The sequence below is a fragment of the Sphingobium sp. CFD-2 genome (genome assembly GCF_024611135.1).
Classification (GTDB): Bacteria; Pseudomonadota; Alphaproteobacteria; order Sphingomonadales; family Sphingomonadaceae; genus Sphingobium; species Sphingobium fuliginis.
In genome coordinates this window covers 256,050-268,964 of record NZ_CP084406.1, presented here as the reverse complement: position 1 = coordinate 268,964, position 12,915 = coordinate 256,050, and the positions used below count along the sequence as shown (strand labels likewise).

The 12,915-nt window shown below is 68.7% G+C and carries 14 protein-coding genes; all 14 read left to right on the top strand.

The annotated features are described in order from the left end of the window. The first annotated feature begins 45 nt into the window (after positions 1-45). The 14 genes from phhA (at position 46) to LDB29_RS21430 (ending at position 12,750) form a co-directional block, all read left to right on the top strand. On the top strand, positions 46-909 hold the full coding sequence (phhA, locus tag LDB29_RS21495; protein ID WP_257557725.1) for a phenylalanine 4-monooxygenase: 864 nt from the start codon (positions 46-48) through the stop codon (positions 907-909). 67 nt (positions 910-976) lie between these two features. Then, the gene (gene hppD / locus LDB29_RS21490) at positions 977-2,017 is read left to right on the top strand and encodes a 4-hydroxyphenylpyruvate dioxygenase (RefSeq protein WP_257557723.1); all 1,041 of its coding nucleotides are present in this window, start codon (positions 977-979) and stop codon (positions 2,015-2,017) included. A 312-nt stretch (positions 2,018-2,329) separates the two neighbouring features. Then, positions 2,330-3,241 carry a Flp pilus assembly protein CpaB gene (cpaB, locus tag LDB29_RS21485; protein ID WP_257557721.1) on the top strand — a complete coding sequence of 304 codons (912 nt, stop codon included), beginning with the start codon at positions 2,330-2,332 and terminating at the stop codon, positions 3,239-3,241. Between the two features lie 218 nt (positions 3,242-3,459). After that, a complete protein-coding gene (locus LDB29_RS21480; protein ID WP_257557719.1) occupies positions 3,460-4,581 on the top strand; it encodes a type II and III secretion system protein family protein in 1,122 nt (373 codons plus the stop codon). A 2-nt stretch (positions 4,582-4,583) separates the two neighbouring features. After that, entirely contained in the window at positions 4,584-5,735 is a 1,152-nt protein-coding gene (locus LDB29_RS21475) for a histidine kinase (RefSeq protein ID WP_257557717.1), read from the top strand. After that, complete coding sequence (locus tag LDB29_RS21470; RefSeq protein ID WP_257557715.1) at positions 5,732-7,060, top strand: CpaF family protein; 1,329 nt, start codon at positions 5,732-5,734, stop codon at positions 7,058-7,060. The genes LDB29_RS21475 and LDB29_RS21470 overlap by 4 nt, the downstream gene beginning before the upstream one ends. Next, positions 7,054-7,947, top strand: a complete 894-nt coding sequence (locus tag LDB29_RS21465) for a type II secretion system F family protein (RefSeq protein ID WP_257557713.1) — start codon at positions 7,054-7,056, stop codon at positions 7,945-7,947. Before LDB29_RS21470 ends, LDB29_RS21465 begins: the two co-directional genes overlap by 7 nt. Next, positions 7,947-8,810, top strand: a complete 864-nt coding sequence (locus tag LDB29_RS21460; RefSeq protein WP_257557711.1) for a type II secretion system F family protein — start codon at positions 7,947-7,949, stop codon at positions 8,808-8,810. Before LDB29_RS21465 ends, LDB29_RS21460 begins: the two co-directional genes overlap by 1 nt. A gap of 8 nt (positions 8,811-8,818) precedes the next feature. Further along, a complete protein-coding gene (locus LDB29_RS21455) occupies positions 8,819-9,421 on the top strand; it encodes a tetratricopeptide repeat protein (RefSeq protein ID WP_306812592.1) in 603 nt (200 codons plus the stop codon). Position 9,422: 1 nt separating this feature from the next. After that, positions 9,423-9,620, top strand: coding sequence for a hypothetical protein (locus tag LDB29_RS21450; protein ID WP_257557709.1), 198 nt, complete (start codon positions 9,423-9,425; stop codon positions 9,618-9,620). Continuing rightward, positions 9,617-11,413: a TadG family pilus assembly protein gene (locus LDB29_RS21445; RefSeq protein ID WP_257557708.1), complete on the top strand. Its 1,797-nt coding sequence runs from the start codon at positions 9,617-9,619 to the stop codon at positions 11,411-11,413. Before LDB29_RS21450 ends, LDB29_RS21445 begins: the two co-directional genes overlap by 4 nt. Before the next feature lie 73 nt (positions 11,414-11,486). Further along, complete coding sequence (locus tag LDB29_RS21440) at positions 11,487-11,669, top strand: Flp family type IVb pilin (RefSeq protein WP_025551558.1); 183 nt, start codon at positions 11,487-11,489, stop codon at positions 11,667-11,669. 5 nt (positions 11,670-11,674) lie between these two features. Continuing rightward, on the top strand, positions 11,675-12,100 hold the full coding sequence (locus LDB29_RS21435; protein ID WP_025551556.1) for a TadE/TadG family type IV pilus assembly protein: 426 nt from the start codon (positions 11,675-11,677) through the stop codon (positions 12,098-12,100). 116 nt (positions 12,101-12,216) lie between these two features. Beyond that, positions 12,217-12,750 carry a hemerythrin domain-containing protein gene (locus LDB29_RS21430; RefSeq protein ID WP_257557707.1) on the top strand — a complete coding sequence of 178 codons (534 nt, stop codon included), beginning with the start codon at positions 12,217-12,219 and terminating at the stop codon, positions 12,748-12,750. Positions 12,751-12,915: the final 165 nt, after the last annotated feature.

The window sequence follows — 12,915 nt, the reverse complement described above, 5'->3', positions numbered from 1 at the left end:
GAATTGAAACCCCTTTTCCCGTCTGGCGTGCGATAAGGCCTTCCCATGGCACATGCGGAACTGACACTTCCCGAAGGCGCGGCTGCGGACTGGACAGTTCCGCAGGACTGGGCGGCCTATACGCCCGACGAGCATGCGATGTGGGACCGGCTGTTCGAGCGGCAGGCGGCGATGCTGCCCGGGCGGGTGGTGCCGGAATTTCTGGATGGGCTGGATATTTTGCGGATGACGAAGCCGGGGATTCCCGACTTTGCCGAATTGTCCGAGCGGTTGATGAAGCGGACCGACTGGCAGGTGGTGGCGGTGCCGGGGCTGGTGCCGGACCGGGTGTTCTTCGAGCATCTCGCCAATCGGCGCTTCGTGGCGGGGCGGTTCATCCGCAAGCCGGAGCAGATCGACTATCTGCAGGAGCCGGACATTTTTCATGACGTGTTCGGCCATGTGCCCTTGCTGACCCATCCGGCCTTTGCCGATTACATGCAGGCCTATGGCGAAGGCGGGTTGCGGGCCGACCATATGGGGGCGATCGATCATCTGGCGCGGCTTTACTGGTACACGGTAGAGTTCGGGCTGATGCGGCGGGGCGACGACCTGCGGCTCTATGGCGCGGGGATCGTTTCATCCTTTGGCGAGTCGGTGTTCGCGCTGGACGATGCTTCGCCCAACCGGATCGGATTCGATCTGGAGCGGTTGATGCGGACCGAATACCGGATCGACGACTATCAGCAGAGCTATTTCGTCATCGACAGTTTCGAGGATCTTTTGCGCAGGACTTCGGACGTCGACTTCGGGCCGATCTATCGCGCGCTGGAAGGGGCGAGCGATCTGGCGCCCGATGCGGTGCTGGCGGAGGACCGGGTCTATCATCGCGGCACGCAGGACCATGCGCGGGCGAAGATGGCATGCTGACGCGGGAGACCGATCCTGTTTTCGCTGCGGGCATCGCGCCTTTTCCATAATCGAGAGGATTGCCTTCATGGCTGACATCATCAATCCGCTGGGCCTGAACGGCTTCGAATTCGTGGAATTCACCTCGCCCGATCCCGAAGCCATGGGGCGGCAGTTCGAACAACTGGGTTTCGTGGCCAGCCATCGGCACCCGACCAAGAATATCACCCGCTACAAGCAGGGCCGCATCAACCTCATGCTGAACCGCGATGATGCCGGGCGGGTGGCCGCTTTCCGGGGCGAGCATGGGCCGTCCGCGAGCGCCATGGCCTTTCGCGTGGCCGATCCGGAGGCGGCGATGCGATGGGCGCTGGAGCATGGCGCGAAGCCGACCGATGAGGACGACACCGTGATCCAGGGGATTGGCGGCTCCTATCTTTATTTCATCAGGGATGGGGAAGACCCGTATGCGGGCTGGGCGGAGTTTGCCGGGTGGCGGGAGGCCGAGGCGGCGAACAATGTGGGTCTCGATCTGCTCGACCATTTGACGCATAATGTGCGGCGCGGGCAGATGCGGGTGTGGAGCCAGTTCTACCGTACGCTGTTCGGGTTCGAGGAGCAGAAATATTTCGACATCAAGGGGCAGGCGACCGGGCTGTTCAGTCAGGCGATGATCGCGCCGGACAAGGCCATTCGCATTCCGCTGAATGAAAGTCAGGACGACAAGAGCCAGATCGAGGAGTTCATCCGCCAATATCATGGCGAGGGGATTCAGCATCTGGCGCTGACCACCGACAATATCTACGACACGGTGGAGAAGTTGCGGGCGCGGGGCGTCAGGTTGCAGGACACGATCGAGACTTATTATGAGCTGGTCGACAAGCGGGTGCCGGGGCATGGGGAAGATTTGGAGAGGCTGCGCCGGAACCGGATATTGATCGACGGGTCTGTGGAGAATGGCGAGGGGATTTTGCTCCAGATCTTCACCGAGAATATGTTTGGGCCGATCTTCTTCGAAATCATCCAGCGCAAGGGGAATGAGGGTTTCGGGAACGGGAATTTCCAGGCCCTGTTCGAGAGCATCGAGCTGGATCAGATACGGCGCGGGGTGATTTCGGTCGATGCCTGAGGGGGCGAACTCCCCTGTTTGATTTGCTGTGTGCTCCTGCGGCCCGAAGGGGGGCGTAAGCCAGGGCAGGAGCACGGGGGATTGTGGGGCAATCGGAACCGGTTCGGATCAATCGCGGCTGCTTTTGCGTAGCAGGCGGACGCAAAATCCCGGCGGCACCATATGCAAGGCGTGCTTTTCGCGCCCTGTCCGCACTCCATGACTTTGCACCGTTCCGGTTGCTTCTTTCATGCCCTGACAATCGCCCAAAGCCTATGAATTCCCCCGGTTGAAGCATTTTGCGTTCACGCAATATGCGCATGGGGGAAAGCGATGCGTTTGGGTTTGAGGGCCAGGCTGACGATCGCCATCGGGCTGACCGCCGCTTCGGCTTTTCTGCTGCTGGGCGTCAGGGAATTGCGGAAGGCTTCCGCCGCGACGGTTGAGGGCCGGGACGCGCCCGCGAGGGTGGCCGCGCCGGTCGCGCTGCTGGTGCAGGCGGCGCGGGCGATCAGGACCGGGGAGACGATCAGCGCCGCCATGATCCGCAATGCGGCGGGCGATCCGGCGCGCTTTCCCTATGCCGCGACCTCCGCCGAAGTGGTGGGGAAGGTCGCCACGCGGGAGATTCCGGCCGGGGCGCTCATCGCACGCGACGCCGTGGGGATGGAAAGCAAGCTCGCCATTCGCGTGCCCATGGGGATGCGCGCCATCAGCATCGACACGACGGCGGAGATCGCCGTGGCCGGGCTGGTCCGGCCGGGCGACCGGGTGGATGTGCAGGTCGTCTATCCGGGGGCGGACGCCATCAGCGGGGCGCGGGGAGCCGGGCGCAGCCGGGCGCAGGCGCTGTTGCAGATGGTGCAGGTTCTGGCCGTCGGTGAAGTGGTGGTGGGGACGCAGCAGGCGTCCGGAGCCAATGGCGGCGTGGAGGGGGCGCTGGCCGCCCCTCCCCCGCCTGCGCGGACGGTGACGCTGGCCTTGACGCCGGAGCAGGTGTCGACGCTGTCGCTGGCGAAAAGCACGGGCGCGCTGACGCTGTCGCTGCGCAATCCGGCGGATAGCGCGCAGGTGGCGGTGGCCGTCGCGGCTTCGGCCGGGGTGGAGCCGGGGGTCGCGCCGGTCGCGCCCAGGGTGGTGGCGGTGCCTGCGCCGCGTGCCGTGGTCCGCCCGGCGGCGCATGCCATCGAACTGGTCGTGGGGAATCGGCGCGAGACCATCTATTCGGGGAGTGGCGGGCGTTGAGGAATTCCGGGCATTTTGGGTTGAGCCTTTCGATCCGGTTCAGGGACGCGGACTGGGCTTGTTTTCAGTCATCCCAGCGGAAGCCGGGATCTCCGGCGATAGGGCGCGGTCTGGCCTCACGAGATCCCAGCTTCCGCTGGGATGACGGTGTTTATGGGCGGCGCGCTGCTCTATGGCCGGTCGCCGGGTTGATCGCGCTGGCCTTGCCCTTGGGGGCGATGGCGCAGACGGCGTTGCGGGTGAAGGAGCAGCATGTCCTGTCCTACCCCCGCGCCATCGGGCGGGTCGAGGTGGATCGGGAGGGGGTGCTGGCCGTCGCCGCGCCTTCGGCCCGGTCGCTGCGGCTGACGGCGATCGGCGAGGGAGAGGCGACCGTCAGCGTCTATGGCGGCGATGGCGGGTTGATCGCGCGGGAGCCGGTGCGCGTGGGGGCCGATGCGGCGGCGAGCGCGCCGGTGGTCCGGGCGGGCGAGCAGGTGGTGGCGGTGGATGTGCAGTTCGCCGCCGTGTCCGCCACGACGCTGAAGGCGCTGGGGTTCAATTTCTCAAAGCTTTCCGGCGATATTCAGGGGGCGATCGTTTCGCCCAGCAGTCTGGGGAGCGCGTCCTTCAATCCCGATGGGCTGTCGCTGGAGGCGAGCGCGCCGATCCAGAATGCGTTCAACCTGTTCCTCTCCGCGCCCAATCGGGGGATCGGGGCGGTGTTGAGCGCGCTGTCCTCCAACGGATTGTCGCAGTTGCTGGCGCAGCCGACCCTGCTGGTGCGGTCCGGCGAGCAGGCGAGTTTCCTGGCCGGGGGCGAGTTTCCGGTGCCGGTGCCGCAGGTTTCGGGGTCCGGCAATACGCTGTCCATCCAGTATAAGGAATTCGGGGTGCGGTTGTCGGTCACGCCCTTCGTGTTATCGAAGGAGCATATCGTGCTGAAGATCGCGCCGGAGGTCAGCGAACTCGATTATAATAATGGCGTGCAGTTGCAGGGCTATGTCGTGCCCGGGCTGCGGCGGCGGTCGGCGGAGACGACGGTCGAACTGGGCAGCGGGCAGAGCTTCGTCATCGCGGGGCTTAGCTATTCCAGCCAGACGGTGACGAAGGAGAAGACGCCCCTTCTGGGCGATATTCCGGTGCTGGGCGCCTTCTTCAAGCGGCAGCAGAACCAGAAGGAGAAGCAGGAACTGATCATCGTCGCGACGCCCCGGCTGGTGGTGCCGGTGAAGCCGGAGGAGGTGCCGCCCCTGCCCGGCGCGGCGACGGCGGGCATCGATCCGGGGATAGGCGACATGATTTTGGGCACGGACGGGCTGGACCAGTCCAGCGCGCCGTTCGGCGTGGTGCGGCGGTGAGCATGGCGAAGATCCTTCTGCTGTCGGTCGACCGGATGCTGGCGCAGCGCATCGAGGAAGCGGCGGGCGGCCGCGCCACGGTCGAGCTGGCGCAATCGGTCGAGAGCGAGGCGCTGGACGGGCCGGCGCTGATCGTCATCGACCGCGCCGCCATTCCGCCCGAGCGCGCCCTGTCGGTCGCGATCGGCGCCGTGGTGGCGGGCGCGGGCGGGCGGCCCGTGCTGCTGGCGACGGATGAGATGGAGGCCGGGCCGCTGCTGCGCGCCATTCGCGCCGGCGTGCACGACGTCGTTCCGCGCGACGGGGAGCGCGGGGAGATCGCCCCCATATTGGCGCGGCTGTTGAACGAGGCGGTGGCGGACCGGGGCAGCCGGGGACGGCTGACGCTGCTGCTGGGGGCGGATCGCGACGCCTGCGCGATGGTGGCGACGGACATGGCCGTCGCCACGGCGGCGCGGGGATCGACGCTGCTGATCGACTGCACCCTGCCGACGAGCGCGGCGGCGACCTATCTGGACCTGGGCGTCGATTATGGGCTGGCGTCCGCGATCAGCGACATGGACCGGCTGGACGCCAGCCTGCTGGCCAGCACGGTGGCGCGGCATGGGCCGAGCGGGTTGATGCTGCTGACCTTCGACGGCGGGACCGGCGCCGAACCGGCAGGACTGGGCCCGGGCGACCTGGCGGCGCTGATCCGGCGGCTGCTGGGCTGTTGCGGGCATGTGGTGCTGAATGCGGGGAGCCTGCGCCATGGCGGGCTGCTGCGCGAGGTGGTGGCGGAGGCGGATCGGGTCGAACTGCTCTGCGGCCAGACCATTTGCGAGATCGAGGCGTGCCGCCGCCTGCTGGACAGGATCGGGACGGAGCGCGAGCGGATAGAGGCGATGCGGCTGCTGGTGTGGGACCATCTGCCCGGCGTGCTGCTGGATGGGCGGCGGATGGCGGATGCGCTGGGGGTCGGCGCGGCGCTGGCGCTGCCCATCGACCGGGCGCGGATGCGCAATGCGCTGAACGCCGGGCGGCCGATGGCGATGGAGGCGGATGGCGGGGCCTATATGGCGGCGATCCGGCGGGTTTGCGGGGTTGCGCCGAAGCCCGGCGGGATCGACCGGTTGCGGGGGGCGATGCTGCGCGTCGTCCAGCGTGCGTCATGAGCCTGCTGACCGGCGAAGAGGGCTTCATTCCGGCGCGGGAGGTGCGGATGGCGCCTGTCGCGCAGCCTGCGGCGCAGCGGATGAGCGACATCTATCAGATCGCCAAGGCGCAGACCTGCGCCCAGTTGATCGAGCAGCTGGAGGCGCGGGGCGAGACGGCGGAGACGCTGGGGCCAAGGGCGCTGCGCGAGGAGATAGAGCAGGTCGTCGCCAGCCGCAGCCGCCGTGGGCAGATGGCGCTGAACAGCGCGGAGCGGCTGCTGCTGATCGAGGATGTCGAGGATGAGGTGGCGGGCATGGGCCCGCTGGCGCCGCTGCTGCGCGATCCGGGGGTGGACGACATCATCGTCAACGGGCCGGGGCATATCTATGCCGAGCGGGGCGGGTTGCTGGAGAAGGTCGAGACGCGGTTTCGCGACGACGCGCACCTTATGAACATCATCCAGCGGATCGTCGGGCCGATCGGGCGGCGGGTGGATGAGGCCAGTCCCTATGTCGATGCGCGGCTGGCGGACGGGTCGCGGGTGAATATCGTCATTCCGCCGGTGGCGCTGGATGGGCCGACGCTTTCTATCCGCAAGTTCCGGTTGCAGAGCATGACCATCGAGGACTGCGTTTCGGCGCAGATGATGAGCGCGGACATGGCGGCTTATCTGAGCGCGGCGGTGCGGTCGCGGCTGAACATCCTGATCTGCGGCGGGACGGGGGCGGGCAAGACGACCCTGCTCAACATGCTGTCGACCTTCATCGGCGACCGCGAGCGGCTGATCACCATCGAGGACGCCGCCGAACTGCAGTTGCGGCAGAGCCATGTGGTGCGGCTGGAGACGCGGCCGCCCACGGTCGACGGCAGCCGCGAGGTGAGCAGCCGCGAACTGGTGCGCAATGCGCTGCGGATGCGGCCGGACCGGATCATCCTGGGCGAGGTCCGCGGCGTCGAGGCCGTGGAGATGTTGCAGGCCATGTCGACCGGGCATGACGGGTCGATGGCGACGCTGCACGGCAATAGTCCGAGGGACGCCTTTGCGCGGCTGGAGATGCTGCTGGGCTTTGCCGGGGTGCAGAGCGACGTGCGGGCGATCCGGCGCTTCATCGCCAACAGCGTGCATGTGGTGGTGCAGTTGCAGCGTCTGTCCAACGGCAGCCGGCGGGTGATGTCGGTGAGCGAGGTGACGGGGCTGGAGGGCGAGGCCTATTCGCTGAATGAACTGTTCGCCTTTCAGGAGCAGCCCGCGCTGTCGGGGACGGGGGAATTTCGCACTTTGTCGTTGCGGCCGTTTTTCGCGGGGCGGCTGAGGGATTATCGGGGCGGGCGGCCGTGCTGAGCGGGGCGGCCTTTCTGATATTGTCGCTGCTGATCCTGATGGGGATCGGCTGGCCATTGCTGGCGCGGCAGGCGCGGCAGCGGGCGGCGATCGACCGGCGGCTGGGACTGGCCCCGACGGCGGCGATGCCGCGCCCGGCGGTGCTGGCGGCGCCGGACCGGATGGCGCCGCTGCTGGCGCAGGCGCAGATCGACGTGACGGCGCGGGCGCTGGGCATGGTCGGCGGCGGGCTGCTGCTGATCGCGCTGTTCGCCCTGCTGGCGGCGGGGCCGGTGGCGGCGCTGGCGGTGGTGGCGGGCGTGCCGATGGCGCTGATCGGCTGGATGCGGCGGCGGGCGCAGCGGCGCGTGGAGGCGCTGATCGAGGCATTGCCCCATTATATCGACGCGGTGCGGCAGATGCAGGCGGTCGGCAATTCGCTGGCGCAGGCGCTGGACCGGGCGCTGGCCGACGCGCCCGCCGTGGTGCGGAGCTATATCGCGCCGGTCGCAAGGCGGCTGGAACTGGGCGCGCCGGTGGCCGATGCGATGCAGGTGCTGGCGGAGCGGCTGCGCGTTCCCGAAATATCGATGCTGGCCGCCGCGATCCGCACGAACATGCGCTATGGCGGGTCGATTTCGGCGGTGCTGCTGAACCTGGCGAACATCCTGCGCGAGCGCATCCGCATCAAGCGGGAGCTGAAGGCCGCCATTTCCGAAGCGAAGATCAGCGGCCGGGTGCTGATCGTCATGCCGCTGGTGGCGATGGCCGTGCTGGTGGCGATGAACCCCGATTATATCGGCTTCTTCCTGCGCGATCCGCGCGGGCATCGGCTGGCGGCGATCGCGCTGGTCTTGCAGGGCATGGGCATGCTGGTGATGCGGCGGGTGATGAGGCTGGCCTTCTGATGGGGGCGCTGTTCCTCCTTTGCGCGGCGCTGGGCGTCGCCTGCGCCGCGATGGGCGTGCGGATGCTGCTGGCCGACCGGCGGCTGGAGGCGCGGCTGGGCATGGCGGGCGACCGGCCGGGCTTCCGCCTGCCCGTGGCCTTCGCCGCCAGGGGGCGGGACCGGTCGGAGATTGCCGACAGGCTGATGCTGGCGGGGTTCCAGGATGCGCGGGCGGCGGACCGGTTCGTCTGGGCGCGGATGGCGGCGACGGTCGGCGCGGGGCTGGCGGCGATGCTGGTTTCGCGGATCGGCTGGGGCGGATTCCTTGCCCGGCCCCTGCTGATCGTCATCGCCGCCGGCCTGACCTATGTCGGGGCGAAGCAGGCGATCCATCTGCTCGCGGCGCGGCGGGCGCGGGCGATCATGGCGGAATTTCCCTTCCTGCTGGACCTGATGCTGATGATGCTGGAAAGCGGCATCTCGCTGGACCAATGCTTCCGCTCCATTGCGCGGGACGAGGCCATTGCGGTGCCGCACCATGCGCGGCTGATCGCGATGCTGGTCGCCGATCTCGACCGGGGCATGCGCTATGAGCAGGCGCTGGACCGCTGGGCGGCGCGGGTGGCGGTGAACGGGGCGAAGGAACTGGCGGCGCTGTTCCGCCAGGCGCTGTTCCAGGGGGTCGAGCTGGCCCCCGCCCTGCGCGAATTCGTGCGGGAGTTCACCCAGCGCCGCGTCGCCAGCGCGCGGGAGGCGATGGGCGGCATCACCGTGCGCATGGTGGTGCTGATGATCCTGTTCTTCATGCCCGCCCTGTTCGTGGTGCTGGGCGGGCCGCCGGTGGTGGCGATCTTCGATACTTTGCGGGGGGTGTCGCAATGAGGCGGTTGATGCTGGCGGCGATGCTGATGGCGGCCGCGCCGGGGGAAGCGGAGGAAGCGCCCGACACGCGCGGGCTGTATCTGCAGCTCATCCACCAGGCGCGGGCCGACGGGCGGCCACGGGCGGCGCTGGCCTATCTGGACGATTTCGAGCGGCGCTATCCGGGCGATGCCGAGGCGCGGCTGCTGCGGGTCAACAGCCTGATCGACCTCGGGCAGATCGACGCGGCGGAAGCGGTGGTCCTGCCGCCGGAGACGGCGGGCGGAGGGGTCAGCGCGGTGCGCGGGCATCTGCTGGCGGCGCGGGGGCGGTGGGACGAAGCGGCGGCCTGGTACGAGCGGGCGAGCCGGGCGAGTCCGGCCGATCCGCTGCCGCGCAATGCGCTTGGCTATGCGCTGTTGCGGGCCGGGCGGGTCGGCGCGGCGATAGAGGCGTTGCGCGGGGCGAGCGATCTGGCGCCGCAACTGGCGGTGGTGCGCAACAACCTGCTGCTGGCGCTGATCATCGGCGGGCGGCGCGACGAGGCGGAGGCCGGGTTGCGCCGGGCGGGAGACGGGGCGCTGCGGCAGAAACTGGCGGCGGAAGCGGCGCGGATCGGCAAGGGAGGCTGAGATGGTGGTGCTGTTGCTGATGGCGGCTGCGCCCGCGCCGGCGCCGGCGGGCGAAGCGCGGCGGGTGGTGGAAGCCCAGTTGAAGGCCCCGGTGCGCGAGGATGCGGGGCTTTCGGCGGAGGAGGCTGCGGTCATTCGGCAGCGCTATCTGGAGTCCATCGGCCGGCGGGTCGAGCGCGCGGTGGACGGGGCGCGATGATCCGGGCGCGGCGCATCGCTTTTCGTCGGGCATGGCTTCGGCGGCTGGCTGGCGACCGATCCGCGGCCGTCGCGCCGATGATCGCGGCATTGGGGGCGGTGTTGATCGGGGCGGCGGGGTTCGCGCTGGATGGGGGGCTTTATTATGTGAGCCTGCGCAATCTGCGGGCGGCGACCGATGCGGCTGCGCTGGCCGCCGCGCAGAATCCGGCGCAGGCGGCGGCGCGGGCGCGCGACAGCCTGAGCCGCAACGGATATGATCCGGCCATTCTCCGATCGGTCGAACTGGGCCGCTATTGCGCCGATGCGGGGCTGGGCGCGGCGCAGCGCTTCGACGCGAGCATGGCGCTTTGTCCCGGCAATGGGCGGGTCAACGCCGTGCGCATCCGCACCGGGAAGCCGGCGCGCCAGTTCCTGATGCGCGTGCTGGGTCCGGCCAACCCCCTGCCCGACCTGTCGGCCAGCGCCACGGCGGCGCGCATCGACGAGGCGGGGATCGGCATCAGTTCCGGCGTGCTGACCGTCACCAATGCGCTGGTGAACAGCGTCAACGACCTGCTGGGCGCGCTGCTGGGGATCAAGCTGCGCCTCTCCACCGCCGATGTCGAGGCGTTGATGGCGAGCAATGTCGATGCCGGCCTGTTCTTCGACGCGCTGGCGCAGCGGGTCGGGGAGAGCGGCAGCTATGGCGCGCTCACCGCGCGCACGGTGGCGCTTCGCGACCTGCTCGCCGCCGCCGCCAGCGCGGCCGACGACAGCGCGACCGCCGCGACCCTGAACCTGCTCGCCGGGCAGGTCGGCAATGGATATGCCGTGCCGCTCAACGGCCTGTTCGGCCTGGGCGTGTGGAAGAACATGCCGGTCGGCGGGGCGGACGAGAAACCGGCCCTGCGCGCCGGGATCAATGCCTATCAGCTCTTTTCCTACGCGGTGCAGGCGGGCAATGGCGCGGTGGACCTGTCGGACGCGGTCGGCACCGTGGCGCCGGGCAGCAGCGTCCTGCTGGCGGCGATGGCGACCGGGCCGATGGACCGGCCCCGCTTCTCCTTCGGTCCGGCGGGGGAGACCGGCGTTTCCACGTCCGCCTTGCGGCTGCAACTGGATGTCGGGATCAGGAATGTCAGCCTGCTGGGCGTTCCGCTGATCGTCGTCAACCTGCCGGTCACGATCGACATTGCGGCGGCGCAGGGGCAGGTCAGCGCCATCGATTGCCCCGACACGGCGGAACAGGCGCGCGACACGCGGGTGACGGTGCAGGCCGGCAGCGGCCTCGTCAACGCCTATATCGGCGCCTTGCCCGCCGGCGCCATGACGCGGCCGATGCCGCCCCTGTCCGCCGCCGACGTGCGTCCGGTCCAGATCGTCAATGTGCTGGGCGTCGTCGCGGTGGACAGCCGCGCGGTGGCGCAGCCGGTCATGGGCGCGAGCGGCGCCGTCGTCTTCGGCCCCGGCGGGCAGGGCCGCATAGGCCGTCCCGGATCGCCCGGCACGCCCGCCAGCATCGGCAACGGGGCGCAGGTCGGGCCGCTGCTGACATCGCTGGTGGGCAGCCTTGGCGGACAGGACGGGTTGCAGGTGACGTTGCTGGGATCATGCCTGCCGATCGTCTGCGACGCGACCCGGGCGCTCGCCCGGTCCCAATTGTCGAGCGCGGTGGTCAATCCGGTCGCCGGGCTGGTCGGCACCACCATCGATCCGCTGGTCACCAATCTGCTCGCCGCGCTGGGCGTCCAGCTTGGCCATGCGACGCTCTGGGCGACGGGCGCGCGCTGCGGGGTGCCGGTCCTGGTGTGAGTTTTCATGGCGGCGCGCGGTTCCCCCTCGCCATGCGCCGCCGGTCCTTTGCGGAGGGGATTGGAGGACAAGCATGAACAAGTTTCTGGGTTCGCTGATCGCGAAGCTGGCGCGGGATGAGAAAGGCCTGACGGCGGTGGAATATGCCGTGCTGGGCGCGGTGGTGGTCGCCGCCATCGTCGCGGTCGGCGCCAATTTCCGCACGCAGCTGGGCGCCGCCTTCACGACGATGTTCAACAGCGTCAATCCGGGCTGATCGGGATGCGCGCGGCGCGGCGGCTGCGGACATGCGAGCGGGGGCTGGCGGCGCTGGAATTCGCGCTGCTGGCGCCTGCGCTGCTGATGCTGGTCTTCGCGGTCGTGCTCTATTCCTTCTACTTCGCCGCGCTGATGGGCGTGCGCCATGCCGCGGTGGAGGGCGCCCGCGCCGCCGTGGCGGGGCTTTCCACGGCCGAACGCACGGCGCTGGCGCAGGGCCGGGCGCAGGCGGTGATCGGCGGCTATGGCACGCTGCTGGCGGCGGGGGGCGGGCCCGTCGTCACGGCAGGGCCCGATGCGACCGGCACGTTCCGGGTGCGGGTCAGCTATGACATGAGCGGCAGTCCGATGATGCGTTATGCGGCCTTCATACCCATGCCCTCCCCCACGGTGAGCGCCAGCATCGTCGTCACCAACGGGAGCTATTGAAGGGAACGCCCCTTAAACCTGTGTTAGCGGCCTTCCGCTTTGGCCCGCCGTCCAGGAACCGGGGGCGCGGTGCGGCGCTTGCATGGGAGTCACGCCCATGAGCAGAGGAGCATCCCATGTCCGTCATCGACAGGATCGTCGCAGCCGTCACGCCGCCGGAATCGGAAGAGGACCGCGCCCGCGCGCGGGAGAAGGCGCGGGCGGCGGCCATGGCGGGGGACTGGCTCGACCAGATCCTCCAGCACCACCAGCAGATCGAAATGGCCTTCAGCGAGGCGGAGGCGGCGATGGACGCATCCAGCCGGACGCGCGCCCAGAGGAAGCTCGCCGCGCTTCTGACCGCCCATTCCAGCGCGGAGGAGGCGGTCATCTACCCGCAGCTTTCCCACGGTCACAAGACGCATATGGCGATGGCCTATGAGGAGCAGCAGGCCGCCAAGGTCCAGCTCGCGCTGCTGGAAGCGCTCGATCCGCTGAGCGAGGATTGGAGCGAAAAGCTGGAGCATATCAGGGGCGCGGTCGCCCATCATGTCTATGAGGAGGAAAATGACCGCTTCCTTCATCTGAAGGAGGAAATTCCCTTGGCGGATCAGGAACGGATGACCGCGCGCTATCGGGAGGAGATGGCGCGTTACGACAGCGGGCTTTAGAGCCAATCGACATTCAGCCCTGACGGCCTGCAAATGACGCTTTTCCGTCCTTCCGGTGCTCACCTACTTTGAGTAGGCTGCGCGCCGGGTCACGGAAAACCCCCATTTTCGGCTCGTCATCATCTGAATGTCGATCGGCTCTAGGGCGTTTTCCAGGCCGACAGG